The organism is Virgibacillus halodenitrificans (genome assembly GCF_001878675.1).
Lineage (GTDB): Bacteria > Bacillota > Bacilli > Bacillales > Amphibacillaceae > Virgibacillus_Q > Virgibacillus_Q halodenitrificans.
In genome coordinates, this window is the sequence record NZ_CP017962.1 from 2,537,575 (window position 1) to 2,555,527 (window position 17,953).

General features: G+C 35.4%; 16 protein-coding genes and 1 other RNA gene. 6 read left to right on the forward strand and 11 right to left on the reverse strand.

Features of this window, described 5'->3' with window-relative positions:
- Positions 1-379: 379 nt before the first annotated feature.
- The 4 genes from BME96_RS13215 to BME96_RS13225 all read left to right on the forward strand — a co-directional run bounded on the left by BME96_RS13215 (position 380) and on the right by BME96_RS13225 (position 3,478).
- Positions 380-700: an ArsR/SmtB family transcription factor gene (locus BME96_RS13215; RefSeq protein WP_060681927.1), complete on the forward strand. Its 321-nt coding sequence runs from the start codon at positions 380-382 to the stop codon at positions 698-700.
- 88 nt (positions 701-788) lie between these two features.
- Positions 789-1,673 carry a permease gene (locus BME96_RS13220; RefSeq protein ID WP_071649284.1) on the forward strand — a complete coding sequence of 295 codons (885 nt, stop codon included), beginning with the start codon at positions 789-791 and terminating at the stop codon, positions 1,671-1,673.
- A gap of 64 nt (positions 1,674-1,737) precedes the next feature.
- Positions 1,738-1,890, forward strand: coding sequence for a hypothetical protein (locus BME96_RS19620; RefSeq protein WP_155555331.1), 153 nt, complete (start codon positions 1,738-1,740; stop codon positions 1,888-1,890).
- A 619-nt stretch (positions 1,891-2,509) separates the two neighbouring features.
- On the forward strand, positions 2,510-3,478 hold the full coding sequence (locus BME96_RS13225) for an arsenic resistance protein (protein ID WP_060678541.1): 969 nt from the start codon (positions 2,510-2,512) through the stop codon (positions 3,476-3,478).
- A gap of 876 nt (positions 3,479-4,354) precedes the next feature.
- Here BME96_RS13225 and ssrA read toward each other — a convergent pair.
- The 8 genes from ssrA to secG all read right to left on the reverse strand — a co-directional run bounded on the left by ssrA (position 4,355) and on the right by secG (position 11,716).
- Positions 4,355-4,693, reverse strand: a transfer-messenger RNA (tmRNA) gene (ssrA, locus tag BME96_RS13230).
- A gap of 126 nt (positions 4,694-4,819) precedes the next feature.
- On the reverse strand, positions 4,820-5,284 hold the full coding sequence (gene smpB / locus BME96_RS13235; RefSeq protein ID WP_019377617.1) for an SsrA-binding protein SmpB: 465 nt from the start codon (positions 5,282-5,284) through the stop codon (positions 4,820-4,822).
- Between the two features lie 114 nt (positions 5,285-5,398).
- Positions 5,399-6,343 carry a metal ABC transporter substrate-binding protein gene (locus tag BME96_RS13240; protein WP_071649285.1) on the reverse strand — a complete coding sequence of 315 codons (945 nt, stop codon included), beginning with the start codon at positions 6,341-6,343 and terminating at the stop codon, positions 5,399-5,401.
- A gap of 31 nt (positions 6,344-6,374) precedes the next feature.
- The gene (locus BME96_RS13245; RefSeq protein WP_071649286.1) at positions 6,375-7,232 is read right to left on the reverse strand and encodes a metal ABC transporter permease; all 858 of its coding nucleotides are present in this window, start codon (positions 7,230-7,232) and stop codon (positions 6,375-6,377) included.
- Complete coding sequence (locus BME96_RS13250; protein ID WP_071649287.1) at positions 7,229-7,972, reverse strand: metal ABC transporter ATP-binding protein; 744 nt, start codon at positions 7,970-7,972, stop codon at positions 7,229-7,231. The genes BME96_RS13245 and BME96_RS13250 overlap by 4 nt, the downstream gene beginning before the upstream one ends.
- A 357-nt stretch (positions 7,973-8,329) precedes the next feature.
- Positions 8,330-10,492 carry a ribonuclease R gene (gene rnr / locus BME96_RS13255; protein WP_071649288.1) on the reverse strand — a complete coding sequence of 721 codons (2,163 nt, stop codon included), beginning with the start codon at positions 10,490-10,492 and terminating at the stop codon, positions 8,330-8,332.
- Between the two features lie 47 nt (positions 10,493-10,539).
- Positions 10,540-11,286, reverse strand: coding sequence for an alpha/beta hydrolase (locus tag BME96_RS13260; protein ID WP_071649289.1), 747 nt, complete (start codon positions 11,284-11,286; stop codon positions 10,540-10,542).
- 196 nt (positions 11,287-11,482) lie between these two features.
- Positions 11,483-11,716 carry a preprotein translocase subunit SecG gene (gene secG / locus BME96_RS13265; protein ID WP_019377623.1) on the reverse strand — a complete coding sequence of 78 codons (234 nt, stop codon included), beginning with the start codon at positions 11,714-11,716 and terminating at the stop codon, positions 11,483-11,485.
- Positions 11,717-11,892: 176 nt separating this feature from the next.
- On the opposite strand from secG, the gene BME96_RS13270 reads away from it, so the two are divergent.
- Entirely contained in the window at positions 11,893-12,807 is a 915-nt protein-coding gene (locus BME96_RS13270; protein ID WP_071649290.1) for an alpha/beta hydrolase, read from the forward strand.
- Positions 12,808-12,882: 75 nt separating this feature from the next.
- Positions 12,883-14,592, forward strand: coding sequence for a phosphoenolpyruvate--protein phosphotransferase (gene ptsP / locus BME96_RS13275; protein ID WP_071649291.1), 1,710 nt, complete (start codon positions 12,883-12,885; stop codon positions 14,590-14,592).
- Positions 14,593-14,869: 277 nt separating this feature from the next.
- Here ptsP and BME96_RS13280 read toward each other — a convergent pair whose 3' ends face one another.
- The 3 genes from BME96_RS13280 to eno all read right to left on the reverse strand — a co-directional run bounded on the left by BME96_RS13280 (position 14,870) and on the right by eno (position 17,935).
- A complete protein-coding gene (locus BME96_RS13280) occupies positions 14,870-15,445 on the reverse strand; it encodes a nitroreductase family protein (RefSeq protein ID WP_071649292.1) in 576 nt (191 codons plus the stop codon).
- Between the two features lie 65 nt (positions 15,446-15,510).
- Positions 15,511-16,464 (reverse strand): nucleoside hydrolase, encoded by a 954-nt coding sequence (locus BME96_RS13285; RefSeq protein ID WP_019377627.1) that lies wholly within the window; start codon positions 16,462-16,464, stop codon positions 15,511-15,513.
- A 184-nt stretch (positions 16,465-16,648) separates the two neighbouring features.
- The gene (gene eno / locus BME96_RS13290; protein ID WP_060678535.1) at positions 16,649-17,935 is read right to left on the reverse strand and encodes a phosphopyruvate hydratase; all 1,287 of its coding nucleotides are present in this window, start codon (positions 17,933-17,935) and stop codon (positions 16,649-16,651) included.
- Positions 17,936-17,953: the final 18 nt, after the last annotated feature.

Below are 17,953 nucleotides of genomic sequence, written 5' to 3' on the forward strand. Positions count from 1 at the left end.
GTTCAATGGATTAACCTACAGAAACATGAAATTTTAAGAAATCATTTTATTTTATTCCCTACTACTACTATTCTTTAGGTTAGAATCCTTATATGCATGTATTAATTATTGGATTTTTAACTTCATATTTAATTTGATGCGTTTTCTAACTTTTCCCCACCGTTCCTGTAATCCAGCAGGCTTTTCTAAAATCCTAGTGTTGAAAACAAAGCCAATTTTATAGTCCTTTTCGAACAACTCTCATGCGGAACATCGTGTTAAAAGGGAGTTATGGGGAATTCAGCAAATAAATTTGATTAAAAAGGTTGCAATTTAATTTTATGGATAATATACTGTTGATAAATCAAAAAAAATTGATGTATTAGTTGGAGGTGAAATAATGGAATTAATTAAAAAAGTAAATGAATTAGGCGAAGATGAGGCACTTGATTTTTATGAAAATATGTTTAATGCTTTAGCTGATAAAATAAGATTAAAAATTATAAATGAAATTAGTAAAAGTCCAAATAAATCTTTGTGTGTCTGTGATTTAGAAGAAAAATTAGAGTTAAAGCAATCAAAACTATCTTATCACTTAAAGAAATTAGTAAAAGCCAATATACTTATACCCGAAAAACATGGTACATGGAACTATTATAAAATTAATGAAGAACAAATACAGGTTGTCTTATCTGAAGATACTTGTTGTAAAATTTTCTAACAGGTATCTTAGTTATTTATTATATAAATAAACTTTTTTTGATTTATATATCAAAAAAAGTTGATTTAAAGGTGAAGGAGTTATACTTATGACAGATTCAATTTTAGAATTTATAAAAACCTTTTTCATGCTATTTTTTGAATTGCTTGCCTTATTTATTGTAGTGAGTTTTATTGTGAGTTTAATTCAACAAGTAGTATCAGAGGTAAAAATTAAAAAATTTTTAAGTCGTCCAAACAAAGCTGTTAATTATTTACTTGGTACATTATTTGGTGCAATTACACCATTTTGCTCCTGTTCAACAATACCTGTGCTAGCAGGATTATTAAATGCCAAAGTACCATTTGGACCTTCAATGAGTTTTTTAATTGCTTCACCATTAATGAATCCGCTTATTATTTTCATGCTTTGGGTACTTTTAGGTTGGAAAATTGCACTATTATATTTTATCGTGCTAGGTGTTTTTAGTATTTTAGTAGGGTTTGTATTCTCGAAACTTAATTTAGTAGGGACGTATAAAGGTGTAACTGTTAAAGGTGATGGCTTTTTCAGTAATAAACAAGGGTCCAGAGTTAAGCAAGCTTTAAATGATGCATGGGCATTTCTTTATCCAATGCTTCCTTACTTATTCATAGGGGTCTTTATTGGTGCATTTATTTATGGATTTGTTCCGGCAGAGTTTATTACAAAATATGCAAGTGGTGACGGCATTTTCTCTGTAATGATTGCTTCGGTCATTGGTATTCCAATGTATATTAGACCTGAAACAATGTTACCTATTGCAGAAGCACTTGTTTCAAAAGGTATGTCAATGGGTACTGTAATTGCTTTAGTTATTGGTGGTGCAGGTGCAAGTATTCCAGAAGTAGTTATGTTGTCTAAACTATTTAAGAAGAAATTTTTAGTTGCATTTATTTCAGCTATTTTAATTGTGGCTATAAGTACAGGTCTTATTGTTAATTTAATTCTTTAGGTTTAAAGAGAAAATAGTTGTTGCGCTTGCATCATCAAATTATCCTTTTAAGGAGGTGATATTCATGGCAGAAAAAAAGTCTGGTCTTAAAAAGTTGTTCTCTAAACCCAATCAAGCTTGCTGCAGCGTTGAAATTGAAGAAGTCAAACCGACTGAAAACAACAGCTGTTGCGGATCCTCAAAGGAGAACACTAATAAGCAACGGAAAGAGGCTTAATAAGGAAGGTCAAAACTCGCAATTATTGCAAAAGGGCTTCGTTTAGAGGCCTTTTTGCTTTAATTACTCATAGAAAAGGATGATACCAATGATTGTCAATCATGCAAGTACATTGAGTAAAGAATACTTTAAATCGTAAATTCAACTTATTATAATACCAAACTGAATCAATATTGGAATCAGCCTGAATTTAATATTGAAATTTATTTAAAATAAGCGTTTGATCTATGATTAAAAAGCTATTGAATTCGTATTGAATAATGCCCTCTGTTTTCTCTATACTCTTACCTCCAATGTACAACTATTTAGCAGTAGATAAGAACTTTTTAACATGGAAGCCAACTCTTATAACTGTGGCTCTTAAATAAAGTTTGATTAAAAATATCCCAAACTCACTTTTTATGGTAATTCAAAGAACCAGTTTTGAAAAAAAGATTGATCAAAACTGGTTATCTCTTTGTGAGATGTTATACAACTTTTATAAAAAAGTGTGATCATTTTTCACTGCTAATCTTCCACAATCGCGCCGATTGTGGAATGGAAAGAATGCAATAGAAATGTAATTATACTATACTTACTAGTAATTGGATTATATAGTTTTAAGAAGGATTGAATTTTTATGGGGATATTAGATAAACTACAAACCTTTATTATATTATTTGCTGTTGGTTTAGGTCTCATATTAGGACAGGTAAACGTAATTGAACAATATGCGGAAAATCTCATTACACCCTTTCTATTGTTAATGCTATACGGATTGTTTTTAACTATTCCATTACAACAATTAAATAGGGCTTTTTCAAATATTAAATTTCTAGGGTCCAGCACGATCATTAATTTTATCTGGACACCAACAATAGCTTGGGGTTTAGGTTCCGTTTTCTTATATGATTATCCTGCTTTATGGATTGGTTTTATCATGCTTATGGTGACACCTTGTACAGATTGGTATCTAGCGTTTACTGGTATAGCAAAAGGAAATGTGTCCCTTTCAACATCTGTTTTGCCGATTAATTTAATTTTGCAAGTCGTACTTTTGCCAGTATATTTGTTAATATTTGCTGGAACTATTGAATCGATACCCATGTCCACGCTTATAGAAAGTATAGTAATTGTATTAGTTATTCCATTTATACTTGCTCATCTTACACGATTCTTATTAAGAAAAAAATCTAATTTAAACAACAAGATTATTCTTTTTTTCGGCAATGCCCAAATTTTCTTTTTATCATTAGCTATTATGGCAATGTTTGCTTCCCAAGGTTCTTACTTACTTGAAAACCTAGAAGTCATTTACATTTTAATTATTCCAGTTTTATCATTCTTTGTTATTAACTATGTAGTAGGACGCTTTGTTGGAAGGTTTTTAAAGTTTTCCTATGAAGATACAGTTAGCTTAAATATGACAATTATTGCTAGGAATTCACCAGTGTCTTTGGCTATAGCTGTGACAGCATTCCCTGATCAACCTCTTATTGCTTTGGCTTTAGTTATTGGGCCGTTAATTGAATTACCTGTACTTGCCATAGTTTCGCAAGCTTTACTTTTCACAAGGAAAAAAAGTAAAAATAAAGACTATCCTATATAATCTAGGATAATCCTCCTTATTTTATTTAACAATCAGGCCGTTTGTTAGATTGTTCCAATCGGATAGATCAATGTAATTGTATCAAACCCTTTTATAAATTATCAAACTTTATTTCAAAGCCACAGTAACAGTGGATACCGACTTTTCACTAAAGGAAAAGGCATTTAGGTGAGGACACAAAAGGAATCGGAAATCGTAACAGATACGATACCGATTCCTTCTATGAAGACTAAATAAATAGATCACTTCTCACCATTTATTAATTAGAGAGTTTCCAACATTAATGTTTGCGAACAGCGCCAGATGGTTTAATTATACCGATGCACAAGGATCACAACATTGAAAATTACCAATAAATATTTTTCGTGTCCATAATGAATTGAACCACAATAATAAGTGCAAAGTTATTTACAATTTCACTTTGAAAATTAATTGTCGATATAAATGATGAATTCGTAATATATATTAGCTATGAAAGTTGAAGAATCAAGCATAAAATTTCCTAAAAAAAAATAAAGCATAAAGCTTCCAAACGGAAATTATATGCTTTACGTCACAAAACACAAAAAAACCACCAATTATATGTATTGGTGGAGACGGTGGGACATGCTCTTCCATACTTTCGATATGGCACTGACTATATCTTGAACCTTATCCAGGTCCTTTGGCGTATTATATGAGATGTAGTTTTTACATTTAGTAAAATCCCATATCCTAGTACTACCCAGAAAACAGGCAGCCTATAAGTCGATACACGGCTGTTGGATTACTCCACATACCGCTCGGTATTGCCATATTACTCATTAAAAGCAACTTAGGTTTCACCGATAAAGCCAAATTTTCACTTCTGTGTTACCACAAAAGGCGACTAAAAATTAATCGAACCCACGTCCAGAGATATCGTCACTCAGGCTTCTACACGCATAGTTGGTATATTATCATTCGCTTATCTCTAGGCCTACCAACAGGCTGTGAGAAAGCTAGTCTGATTTAATTCAACGACCATCCTCAGACGGTGGATGATCGTATAGCCCGCTTCATTTGAGACCCTTCTATCTGCTACACGGGCAATAGCAGGAAGGATCCTTTAGCAGAGCTTACGCTGCTGCTAAAGAGTAATTGTTTTCTTTGCCAGTTATATTTAGGCGAATAACGTTTTACGAGTCGTAACCTCGACGCGCAACCTGAGCTCGATCTATCCCTGTCGAATCCGTAACGTCCCCATAAATAGGAGAAACGCTCGGGTAATATATCGAGCATTATTTAATTTTATTAACTTACTACGTCATTTATTATAACATATTACTCATTAAAATCAACCCACACTCATTGTTCTGCATCTTACCTCATATGATCTTTGATCGCACGGTCAACATCCCGTTTCATTTGCTTACGTTTTAAATCTTCCCGTTTATCGTATTTCTTTTTCCCTTTTCCTAGTCCAATTAAAACTTTAGCAAATCCATTTTTAATATAAATCTTCAATGGAACCAATGCATATCCCTGCTGCTGTGTAAGTCCAATTAACTTGTCTATCTCTTTACGATGCAGAAGTAACTTACGGGTTCTGGTTGGATCATGGTTAAAACGGTTGCCTTGCTCATATTCTGCAATATGCAAGTTGATTAGTTTTGCTTCACCTCGATCAATGCGAGCGTGCGCATCTTTAATATTTACTCTGCCAGCGCGGATCGATTTAATTTCTGTTCCTTGCAGTACAATACCCGCTTCATATGTTTCTTCTATAAAGTAGTCATGTGACGCTTTTCTGTTTACTGCTAGAGCGTCTCCTTTTCCCTTTGGCATAAAAACTTCCTCCTACTGCTTGCGTAAAGCTATTTTAACAAAAACAATGATTTTTATCCAATGGTTTCCCCTACATAGAAAACGCTACAGGTGTAACCCTGCAGCGTCATTCTATTATTCAGTTAAACCTCTAATAATCATATCCATATTCCATTCAATCATTTTAATATACGTGTCTCCATCTTCCCCTTCTTTTCCAAGGGAATCGGTAAAGATCTTTCCTATAATAGGTGCTCCGGTTTCATTAGAAACTGTTTCCATACTACGAGGATCGATACTTGTTTCTACAAATAAACCTGGTATATCCCTTTCTCTTATAATATCAACAACATTTTTTATTTGATCCGGTGTTCCTTCGTTTTCCGCATTGATTTCCCAAATATATGCGGCTTCGAAATCATAGGCTGCCGAGAAATATTTAAAAGCACCTTCACTCGTTACAAGTACACGTTTTTCTTTTGGTATTTCAGCAGCTTTTGTTTCGATTTCTTTATCCAATGCTTCTAATTTTTCAATGTATTCTTCTGCGTTTTTTTCGTACGTTTCTTTATTATCTGGATCTACCTCAACTAATGCCTTTTTAACGTTCTCTGTATATTTAATCCCATTTTCCACAGCAAGCCAGGCATGGGGATCTTCTTCTCCCTGATGTGCTCCTGAACGTAATAATTGAGGTTCTACTCCTTCTGTCAGTCGGTATACTGGGGCATCATCATCTGATTTGCCTGCAGTTTCGATCATGTTTGCAAACCAAGAGTTACCTGATTCCAAGTTAAACCCATTGTAAAAAATCATATCAGCATCTGAAGTTAACTGTACATCCTCCGGTAATGGTTCATAAGCATGTGGGTCTGTTCCTATTGGCACCAGACTGTGCACGTCTGCAAGATCACCAGTAACATTTTTCACAATATCATAAATTACCGAGTATGTTGCTACAATCTGTAACTTTCCATCATCCTTAGCTTTAACGTCTTTCGATGCATTATCTCCTCCTGATGAACAACCTGCAATTAAAAAAATTGCAGTCAAAAATAAAACTAGTAAATTCTTTTTCATACGTTCAAACCTCCGTATATTTTTTCCTTTGTTATGAATAAGATGCTCTTTTTTTACGCGAGCTTATAATTTTACGTAATACACCGTGTCGTGGTGAAAAAATTAAAGTTATGATAAATAATCCTGTTGCAACTAATACTATGGTTGCTCCCGAAGCCAAATTAGCTCTATAACTAATGTAAAGTCCTAGAACAGCAGAAATAATTCCAAACCCGGATGAAAGAAATAGCATCATCGACAATCTATTAGTCAGTAGATATGCTGTGGCAGCTGGAGTAATTAACATAGCAACTACCAACACTATTCCCACAGTCTGAAGAGATGCAACGGTAACCATTGTTAATAAAGTCATCAAAAAATAATGGATCAGCTTTGTTGGTAAACCATACGCTTGTGCCATCGTTTCGTCAAAAGAAGTAACAAGTAATTCCTTATAAAATAAATATACACTTGCTAAAACTATGATCCCAATTATTAATGTCATCCACATATCTGAAGGCCTTACAGCAAGTACATTACCAAATAAAATATGATACAAATCTGTACTACTTTTCATTAAAGTAATTAGAACAATTCCTAACGCGAAAGCAGATGTAAACATAATACCAATAGAAGAATCATTTTTAATTCTGCTATTTTGACTAATGTAACCTATACCTATTGCTGTTACTACTCCTGTAAACACCGCTCCGAAGAAAAAGTTTATTCCGAGAAAATAGGATAACGCTACCCCTGGTAAAACAGCGTGAGAAATAGCATCACCCATGAGCGCCATTCCTCTTAAAATTATAAAGCAACCAATTACTCCGCAAATAATTCCAACCATTACAGAAGTTAATAAAGCCTTCTGCAAAAACTCGTAGTGCAAAACTGCTTCAAGAAAATTCATGACGTCACCACCAGCTCTTTAAGAAATGAAAGCTGACCTTGATAAGCACGTGAAATTGTTTCCGGGGTCATCACTTCATCTACATTCCCGAATTTTATAAGCTCTTGATTTAGAAGTATCAATTGTTGGAAGTAATCATTTGCTTTACTTAGATCATGGTGCACAACAAGAATGGTTTTCCCTTGATCTCTAAGCTCTTTCAAGACTTTAATAATTGTTTCTTCACTACTGATATCAATCCCCACAAAAGGTTCATCCAGAAAAAATATTTCTGCTTGTTGCGCAAGTGCTCTTGCAAGGAAAACCCGTTGTTGCTGTCCGCCAGACAATTCTCCGATTTGACGATTTTTAAATTCAGCCATGCCTACCTTCTCCAAACACTCCATAGCCAATTTCTTATCTTCTTTTTTCGGTCTTTTAAATATCTTTAGTTTGGGATAGGTACCGATCAAGACAGTATCTATTACCGAAATAGGAAAATCCCAATCAATATTCGATCTCTGAGGAACATAAGCCAGTTTTTTTCTAGCTAGCTTCACCTCTCCCCCTTGTACTTTCACAATGCCCTCGTCTGAAGGTATTAATCCTAGAACTGCCTTTAACAGTGTAGATTTCCCAGCTCCGTTAGGACCAATTATGCCAACTAGACTACCTGGCATGATGGAAAATGAAACATCGTGTACTGCTTCTTTGCCATAATAAGAAACATGCAATTGGTCTACAGATATTGATGCAACCACATGGACCCTTCCTCTCTTTATATCAATTATTCAATTGTTTTTTGTTCAAGTTCAATTAATTAGCCTACTTCTACTAAGTAGTGTAATAGACAAACAATTCACTGTCAACAATTAATTTTCCCTAATGCAACTTTTAATATAATGAAATTATATGCAGCTGATAATAAATGATGACAATATATTAAAATTCATTAAGAAATTACGTAGCTGAAGAGCCATGAACACTGAATTTGTAATACCAATGGTTAGAATATAATTAAAAACTAAAAGGATAGGTGATAGTGGCTTGTGGCTAATAGAAACAAAAAAAGGTGTGCACTGTTAGCTACAGTGCAACACCTTTTTAAAAGGACTTAATTATTTTTTTCTAGCTTTTATTTTCTTCTTCTTTTTTGGTTTTTCGGCTTGAACCAATTCAAAATCTATTGTGCGTTCATCCGTATTAACTGCAGCAACCTTTACCTTAACCTCATCACCTATACGATAAACCTTTGCTGTTCTTTCACCTATCATCGCGTGACGTCTTTCATCGTAGTGGTAATAGTCATCAGTCAAATAGCTGACATGGATAAGCCCTTCTATCGTGTTTTCAAGCTCTACAAATAAACCAAAGTTTGTCACTGAACTAATCACACCAACATATTCTTCACCAATTTTATCCTGCATAAACTCTGCTTTTTTCAGGTCGTCCGTTTCCCGCTCAGCATCCACTGCTGTACGCTCTCTCTCCGATGTATGTCTAGCGATCTCGGGCATTGCCTCTTTCCATTTTGCAATAGTTTTCTTATCCATTTTTTTATTAATAAGATAGGTCCTGATTAAGCGATGGACAATTAAATCTGGATACCTTCTAATTGGAGAGGTAAAATGAGTATAAAACTCTGTTGCTAATCCAAAATGGCCAATGCTTTGAGCATCATATTTAGCTTGCTTCATAGAACGCAGCATTAATTTGGAAATAATCATTTCCTCTGGTTTACCTTTTGCTTCTTCGATTACCTTTTGCAATGCCTGTGGGTGAATTTCATTCCCCGTGCCCTTCACGATATATCCGAGACCTGCAAGGAACTCAAAGAAGGTCTGCAATTTACCAGCATCGGGGTCCTCATGAATGCGATGTATAAACGGTACGTCCATCCAATGAAAATGTTCAGCAACTGTTTCATTTGCCGCTAACATAAATTCTTCAATCAGTCGTTCACCAACAGATCTTTCACGTAAGACTACATCTTCCGGCTTACCTTTTTCATCAACAAGTACTTTCGCTTCCTTAAAATCAAAGTCGATGGCCCCTCTTCCCATCCGTTTATTATTAAGAATAGTTGCAAGCTCTTCCATCAATTCAAAGAAAGGAACAAGATCTTTATATTTTTCCCGCGTTTCTTCATCTTTGTCCACGAGAATTTTATTAACATCCTTATATGTCATTCTTGCATTAGTTTTTATGACACTTTGGAAAATCTCATGATTAACGACCTCACCTGAAGAAGTTATTTCCATTTCACAGCCTAAAGTCAATCGATCAACTTGTGGATTTAACGAGCAAATGCCATTGGACAAACGGTGAGGTATCATTGGTATAACCCGATCTACAAGATAAACACTTGTCCCTCTCTCAAATGCTTCTTTGTCTATAGGACTATCTTCTTCTACATAATAAGTAACATCAGCAATGTAAACTCCAAGTTTGTAATTACCGTTATCTAACTTTTTCACAGATACAGCATCATCCAAATCTTTTGCGTCTGCTCCATCGATGGTTACAATTACTTCGTCCCGCAAGTCTCTGCGTTCTTTAATTTCATTCTCTGAGATTTCTTCAGGAGTATTTGCTGCCTGTTCAAGTACTTCATCCGGGAAATCGACTTGAATTCCGTTTTTATGGATAATAGAGATTATATCAATACCGGGGTCGTTTTTGTGACCAAGAATATGAATAATTTCTCCCTCTGCACTCATTCGCCCTTCAGGATATTTTGTAATGCGGGCGATAACTTTATGACCACTGATAGCTCCATTAGTCATATTTTTTGGTATGAAAATATCATTAGGAATTCGCTTATCATCTGCAATAACAAAGCCAAAAGCACGGTTATCTTCAAATGTTCCGACGACTTGCAATGTAGCGCGTTCCAGAATACGGATGACCGTCCCCTCGGGCCGGTTGCCGTCTTGATCCTTCTTTTCAAGACGAACTAATACTTTATCATTGTTCATTGCTGAGGCTAAATCAGAATGATGGATGTATACATCGGTCTGGTCCGGGTCATCTGGGATTAAAAATGCAAACCCTTTTGCATGCATTTGAATTTTTCCCCTAATAAGATTCATTTTTTCTGGTAAACCAAAGCGGTTTTTTCTTGTGCGTACAAGCTCACCATTCTCTTCCAATTCATTCAGAGCCTTAATAAGTTCCTTAAATTCCACGGCATCCTCAATATTCAATACTTCTTCTAACTCATCTACTGCTAACGGTTTTGTTCCATTTTCTTTAAAATAATCACGAATTTTTTCTAACATTTCGTTCACCTTCTTTCTATATAGTGTGTACCCAAAATAAAAATCAATTATTCCTTCCAGTCAAGAGTTTCTAAAAATTGATAGATATCTTCAAAAACTTGCTCTTTTTCTTTCCCCATTGTTATAACATGACCAGAGTCTTCATACCATTTAATCGTTTTATGTTCAGATTCAATATGATCATAAATATAGTTAGCGCTATCTGTATTAATCATCTCATCCTTTTGGGCTTGGATAATCATCGCTGGTGTATACACTGTATCTACATTTTTTTTAACTTCAGTTATAAAGGAACCCAATTGTTGAAACATTTCCTCTGAATTGTCCATAAGAAGATCAACTTCTCTTTTTATTTCTTTTTCCTCTTTGCCATTTAATTCTTTATATTCCTTAGCAAATGCTTGAAAACCTTTTGTTAATTGTGTTTCATTGTCAAAAAACATTGGTGAACACATCGTAATTACAGCTTTCGTCTGCGTGGAATATGAAAGCTTAAGACCTAATACCCCACCAAGTGATAAGCCAGCGACGGCAATTTCTTTATAACCTAGTTCTTTTAAATGATTAAACCCTGCTTGGACATCCTCCCACCATTCCTCGGGTGTTGCCTCAATCAGATTTTCCGGAGGGAGCCCATGACCACGGTATATCGGAGCATAACTGGTATACCCTTTTTTTTCTAAAAATCGACCAAGCATTCGCACATCAGCAGAATGACCAGTGAACCCGTGTAGTAATAATACGGCCCGAGGACCTGCTTCAAACGTAAATGGTTGTGGTGCTTTTACTTTCATTTCTTTCTCCAACTCCTTTAACATTCCCTGTTTCTATTCTACCCTTTTTAAATAAAATTAAAGGTCAATTTTCTTAAGCAATATACTTAATCTCAAACATCATATCAATATGATTTTAAAACTAGCAAGTTTTTAAGATAGATATCTTTTATAGAAAATGAAAAACCCTTAACACTTTTGTGATAAGGGTTGGTATTTATTGTAGAATATATGCACTTAAGAAAGCGAGAATAAAGAACAATGCACCAGTAACAATTGTGCCACGGTGCAAGAATAAATCCAATCCTCTTGCTTTCTGCTTACCGAATAATTGCTCAGCACCACCGGATATCGCTCCGGAAAGCCCTTCACTTTTACCTGATTGTAATAGCACAAATACAATCATAACAATTGCATCAATTACTAATAGAACATGTACTAAAGCTTCCATTAAAGCAAAACCTCCCCTATAACGACAAATAGCTATTCTAACTTTAGCATAATTATGTTTCATATAGCAAGTCTTTTCATTAATATATAGTGTAGTCCTTGTCCTGGATAAAGTTGGACAGTTATATTATATCAATTTACTATTATAGTATAACCTAGGTAGAGGATGAGAAAAATATGGAACAGACATTTTGGGTCACGATGAAGGATGGAACCGAGGTTTTTGTGAGAAAATGGTATAAATCAAACACTCAACCAAGAGCTGCAATTCAACTTTCTCATGGAATGGTAGAGCATATTGGGCGGTACCATGACTTTGCTGAACACCTCGTCAATCAAGGCTATGTTGTTTATGGTAATGATCATCGTGGGCATGGTTATACAGGAGAAAAACAAGGTAGGATGGGGTATTTTGCAGAAAAAGACGGTTTTGCTAAAACTGCTGATGATCTCTATCAAATAACAGAAATGATTAAAGATGAATTTCCGACTATACCAGTATTTTTATTCGGTCATAGTATGGGATCCTTTTTAGTAAGATATTATTTGCAAAAGTATAGTGAAATTATTAGTGGTGTCATATTATCAGGGACAGGATATTTCCCTACAGCACAATCAATTGCAGGTAAGCAGTTAGCAAATTTGTTACCACCAAAACAAAAATCTAAATTAATGAATTCACTCGCTTTTGGAACATATAACAAGAAAATCAAGGATCAAAATACCAGCTTTGACTGGCTTTCTGGAGATGAGACTGCAATCCAAAATTATATAGATGATCCCTATACTGGTTTCATTCCTACCGCACGATTTTTTTATGATTTAATGGATGGTTTAATCCAAATTCATAATCGTAAAGACAATAAACAGATTCGAGCCGATGTTCCTATGCTTATTATAAGTGGGGATGCGGATCCAGTTGGTAATTATTCAAAAGGTATTTGGAAAACAGCTCATATGTACGAAAGAGCTGGTTTGAAAAACGTAGTCACAATGTTGTTCACAGATGGACGCCACGAGCTGTTAAATGAGAAAAATAAAGAAGTGGTTTTTGAAGCCATTAATAATTGGATAAGTCAAAGTATGAAATAGTTTATGTAACTTGATTCATACATACGAAAGATATAAACTTAGAAGGTAAGCTAAGAAAGAAAGGTTGGGCTATAATTGGCAAATATACAAGGAATCGCAGCATCTTCTGGTATCGCTATAGCTAAGGCATATCATTTGGAAATTCCAGAACTAACATTCGAGAAAGTAACTATAGACAATCCCAATGAAGAAATAGAACGTCTGGATAAAGCATTGGAGATTTCAAAACAAGAGCTTGAAAAAATAAAAGAACATGCCCGAAAAGAAATAGGGGAAGAACATGCCGAAATTTTTTCTGCGCATTTATTGGTACTGGGCGATCCGGAATTAATTAACCCTATTAAGGATAAAATAACTTCAGATAATGTTATGGCAGAAACAGCTTTAGAGGAAACTGCCAATATGTTCATAGATATGTTTAAAAATATGGATAATGAATACATGCGTGAGCGTGCTGCTGATATTCAGGATGTAACGAAACGTGTGATGGCACATTTACTTGGGGTTACCTTCCCAAATCCAGCATTGATCGACGAGGAAGTCATTATCATTGCTAATGATTTGACTCCTTCTGATACTGCACAGTTAAATCGTCAGTTTGTGAAAGGTTTTGCTACTGACATTGGGGGACGTACCTCCCATTCAGCAATCATGGCTCGTTCATTAGAAATTCCTGCAATTGTAGGAACTAAAGCGATAACCACCTCTGTAAAAAAAGGAGATATGGTAATTGTAGATGGAAATGAAGGGGTTATCCTTGTCAATCCATCAAATGAAGAATTAAGTTACTACCGTAAAAAACAAGAAGAATTTGAACAGCAAAAAGAAGAATGGGCAAAATTAAAAGATGAGCCTACTTTCTCTCAAGATGGAGTACAGGTTGAACTAGTAGCAAATATAGGTACTCCTGATGACATTACAGGCGTAATTAATAATGGTGGCGAAGGTGTCGGCTTATACCGCACTGAATTTTTATACATGGGAAAAAATGAATTACCAACAGAAGATGAGCAATATGATGCCTACAAATCTGTTTTGGAACAAATGAAAGACAAGCCAGTAGTTGTTCGAACACTCGATGTTGGCGGAGACAAAGAACTTAACTATCTGGATCTTCCAAAGGAACTAAATCCATTCCTTGGCTTCCGGGCAATTCGTTTTTGTCTAGAAAATGAACATGTTTTCAGACCTCAATTACGTGCTCTCTTACGTGCAAGTATTTATGGCAACCTGAAAATTATGTTTCCAATGATAGCTACCCTGGAAGAATTCCGTCAGGCAAAAAGTATTTTACTGGAAGAAAAAGATAACCTTAGAAGTGAAGGTGTTGAAGTATCGGATTCTATTGAAGTAGGTATTATGGTGGAAATACCTTCTACCGCTGTGACTGCAAAGCAATTCGCTAAAGAGGTAGACTTCTTCAGTATTGGTACAAATGATTTGATTCAATATACAATGGCTGCAGACAGAATGAATGAGCGTGTATCCTATCTTTATCAGCCATACCACCCAGCAATTCTTAATTTAGTTAACAATGTCATTGAAGCAGCTCATAGTGAAAATAAATGGGCAGGAATGTGTGGAGAAATGGCTGGAGACTCTATAGCAATTCCAATTTTACTTGGTCTTGGTTTAGACGAATTTAGTATGAGTGCTACGTCTATTTTACCTGCCCGTACTCAAATCCGCAGCTTATCCAAAGAAAAGCTAGCTGCTGCAAAAGACAAGATATTGTCTATGAGCACTGCAGATGAAGTTGTTGAATATATTAACTCAATGGAATAAATAAAAGAACTAAAGAGTGCTCAGCCATGTTGCTGAGCACTCTTTTTCAGTTGATCCGCAAAAAGATAAAATACGAGCTAACTTGTGGTGTTTGTAAATGGCGTTTCAGAAAAACAAAGTACCCTATAACGTCTGTCCGTGAAGAGGCACAGCAGATACTATCGCCCTCCTGCTGATTAATCTATTCTTCAGCTGATAGTTTTTCTTAGTTCGCATTTTCCTTCTATCAAATTACGCGTGAATATTTGTCCTTCAATATTTACAATTAAATCTTATTTTACTCTGTAATAAATTTTATTTTCTGTTCAATCGGTGTTCTTCCTTTATTTCTAGGAGTGGATTTTGGATAACCTACTTGCAGAACAGCAGCTATTTTCACATTCTCCCCAAGCCCTATATCCCTAGCAAATAATGGGTCATGCATATATGGAGTAATTGTCCAAAGCATTCCCACCTCGTATTCCCAAGCAGCTAATTGCGCATTTTGAATAAAAGCACAAACTGCAGCATACTCTTCCTCATATCGAATCTGGTCTTGCTTTCTATCAAAGTAAATAAGCACATGATGTGGGATATCCATAAGAAAATCCCTCATAGATTCCTTCATTTTTACTGCCTTAGGTTCATTATTAGGTTTTATCATACCGATACGCTCATAGCTTGAAAGAATCGATTGAATAAAGCTGCTTTTCCCTTCATCCTGATATACAATTAATTCCCATGGTTCTGTCATGTAGTGTGTGGGTGCATAAGATGCATAAGTAAAGATATCTTTTAATATGTCAGAAGGAATGTTTATCTTCTTGAATGTATGGATACTTCTACGATTTTTAAGGGTATGTAAGATAGTCATTGCACTCACCTCTTTTTAGCTAAGCCTTATTTCAAGAATATCATAAAATTGCTTTAATATTATAATTAAAAATATCTTCCTGACATGACAGTCATGAAATCGCTATAGAACCTTTGGTAATTCAGAACAAATGCAATACGATGCTTTTTAGCTTCGCTCTCTGTATAAGGTCTAATATCAGCAATACTCTGGCCACGCTCAACTCCCTTGTAAGAGACTACGATAGTGAGTGGGAGTTCCTGATAAGACAGTAAATCATCATGCGCAACAGCCATTAGTGTAAGCACATCATGTAAGGGGCTACCCTGAATAGAAGGATCTCTCTTTTTATAAAAATTATAATAATAGTCCAACATTGGTTTCAGTATGGATATTTTTCCTGTTTGATCAATATAATTTATCATTTGAGGAGTAGCAATTGCATGTTGAGTTACATTAAGAGGTATTATTGTTACATTACGAGCATAATTCAGCACAATTGCAGCAGCCACAGGGTCACCATGGAAGTTCGCTTCTGAAACAGCAGTAATATTTCCTGGCACCCAAAATGCACCTCCCATAATATAATAAGCCTTAACTGTTTTCATCAGTGATTGATATAGAATAAACATTGTCGCAAGAGATGTGAGCCGACCTATATTTACGATGATTAGCTCTTTTTGATATTTCTCGATGAGTTCTACTACATCATGAAAATTTTCAGTAATTCCATTCTTCATTCCTAATGGAGGTATAATAGGCCCCAAACCATATTCTCCATGTATTTCAGTAACAAAAGTTGGTAACTCTCCTATCATGGGAACAGAAGCACCTGCAATAAATTTAACTCTTTCCAATTCAGATGTATGTGGTAAAAGCTTTCGAACATAGTTTATATTTGCTATAGCGTTTTCCCTGGAGATGTTTCCATAATCCGCCACAACTGCTACAATTTCGATTTCTTCTTTAAAATAACCATATAAGAGAGCAACAGTATCATCAATGCCTATATCACCAAATACAAGTACTTTTTGACTCATACTTTCCTCCACTTTACAGATTTTAGTATATTATATCGAGTTGACCGCTTGTCTTATACATGTTGGTTTATTTTTCCTTTTTACTCCTTTTGCTGATATAGGAGGACACTGGTTTTTTAGTTTTTTTGTTCTTTACTCAAAATAAAAAGAGGCAGACGGTTGTCTGCCTCTTTTCAATATATACTTATTTGTTTAAATTGTAAAAAGCACTTAGACCAGCATATTCTCCCATACCAGCCAATTCATCTTCAATACGAAGTAACTGATTGTATTTAGCTACTCTGTCTGTACGAGATGGGGCCCCAGTTTTAATTTGCCCAGCATTCGTAGCTACAGCGATATCAGCAATAGTTGCATCCTCCGTTTCACCAGAACGGTGAGAAATGATAGCAGTATAACCAGCTCGTTTTGCCATTTCAATTGCTTCGAAGGTTTCCGTAAGTGTTCCAATTTGATTTACTTTAACCAAGATAGAATTTCCAACACCTTGCTCAATACCTTGAGCTAGTTTAGCTGTATTTGTTACAAATAAGTCGTCACCTACGAGCTGCACGCGGTCTCCGAGGCGCTCTGTTAATAACTTATGACCTTCCCAGTCATTTTCATCCAATCCATCTTCAATAGAGATAATTGGATATTTGTTAACCATTTCTTCATACCAATCAACCATATCAGATGAAGTCCGAGTAACACCTTCCCCTTTGAGATTATACTTTCCATCCTCATAAATTTCCGAAGCAGCAACATCCATTGCTAATTTAATTTCTTCTCCTGGTTTGTAGCCAGCAGCTTCAATTGCTTCTACGATTGTTTGTAGTGCTTCTTCGTTGGATCCAAGATTTGGAGCGAAGCCACCTTCGTCTCCCACAGCCGTATTATAGCCTTTTTTCTTCAATACATTTTTTAAGGAGTGGAAAATTTCAGCTCCAGTACGTAAAGCTTCCTGGAAGGTTGACGCTGCTACAGGCATAATCATAAACTCCTGAATATCCACATTATTATCTGCATGTTCCCCACCATTCACAATATTCATCATTGGGGTTGGTAATGTTTTCGCATTAAAACCACCTAAATAATTATATAAAGGAATTTCAAGGAAGCTAGCTGCTGCATGTGCTGCAGCCATGGAAACACCTAGAATAGCATTTGCACCAAGCTTTCCTTTATTTTCTGTGCCATCCAATTCAATCATTAGCGCATCAATAATATTTTGACGCGTTACGTCAATTCCAATCAATTCAGGTGCAATTACTTCGTTTACATTCTGAACAGCTTTTAAAACGCCTTTACCTAAATAACGATCCTTATCCCCATCACGTAATTCAACTGCTTCGTATTCCCCAGTAGACGCTCCACTAGGAACAAGAGCTGCTCCAAATGCACCTGACTCGGTAAATACTTCAACTTCAACTGTTGGATTTCCGCGTGAATCTAAAACTTCTCTAGCGTAAACATCGGTAATATATGGCATGAAAATCTCTCCTTTTGT

What these genes read in the sequence shown, in the direction of transcription:
- BME96_RS13280 (WP_071649292.1), bottom strand. Translation starts at nt 15,445, where the DNA reads ATGACTATCTTACATACCCTTAAAAATCGTAGAAGTATCCATACATTC.
- BME96_RS13270 (WP_071649290.1), top strand. Translation starts at nt 11,893, where the DNA reads ATGGAACAGACATTTTGGGTCACGATGAAGGATGGAACCGAGGTTTTT.
- BME96_RS13240 (WP_071649285.1), bottom strand. Translation starts at nt 6,343, where the DNA reads ATGAAAAAGAATTTACTAGTTTTATTTTTGACTGCAATTTTTTTAATT.
- eno (WP_060678535.1), bottom strand. Translation starts at nt 17,935, where the DNA reads ATGCCATATATTACCGATGTTTACGCTAGAGAAGTTTTAGATTCACGC.
- secG (WP_019377623.1), bottom strand. Translation starts at nt 11,716, where the DNA reads ATGGAAGCTTTAGTACATGTTCTATTAGTAATTGATGCAATTGTTATG.
- rnr (WP_071649288.1), bottom strand. Translation starts at nt 10,492, where the DNA reads ATGTTAGAAAAAATTCGTGATTATTTTAAAGAAAATGGAACAAAACCG.
- smpB (WP_019377617.1), bottom strand. Translation starts at nt 5,284, where the DNA reads ATGCCAAAGGGAAAAGGAGACGCTCTAGCAGTAAACAGAAAAGCGTCA.
- BME96_RS13220 (WP_071649284.1), top strand. Translation starts at nt 789, where the DNA reads ATGACAGATTCAATTTTAGAATTTATAAAAACCTTTTTCATGCTATTT.
- BME96_RS13285 (WP_019377627.1), bottom strand. Translation starts at nt 16,464, where the DNA reads ATGAGTCAAAAAGTACTTGTATTTGGTGATATAGGCATTGATGATACT.
- BME96_RS13260 (WP_071649289.1), bottom strand. Translation starts at nt 11,286, where the DNA reads ATGAAAGTAAAAGCACCACAACCATTTACGTTTGAAGCAGGTCCTCGG.
- BME96_RS13245 (WP_071649286.1), bottom strand. Translation starts at nt 7,232, where the DNA reads ATGAATTTTCTTGAAGCAGTTTTGCACTACGAGTTTTTGCAGAAGGCT.
- BME96_RS13215 (WP_060681927.1), top strand. Translation starts at nt 380, where the DNA reads ATGGAATTAATTAAAAAAGTAAATGAATTAGGCGAAGATGAGGCACTT.
- BME96_RS19620 (WP_155555331.1), top strand. Translation starts at nt 1,738, where the DNA reads ATGGCAGAAAAAAAGTCTGGTCTTAAAAAGTTGTTCTCTAAACCCAAT.
- BME96_RS13225 (WP_060678541.1), top strand. Translation starts at nt 2,510, where the DNA reads ATGGGGATATTAGATAAACTACAAACCTTTATTATATTATTTGCTGTT.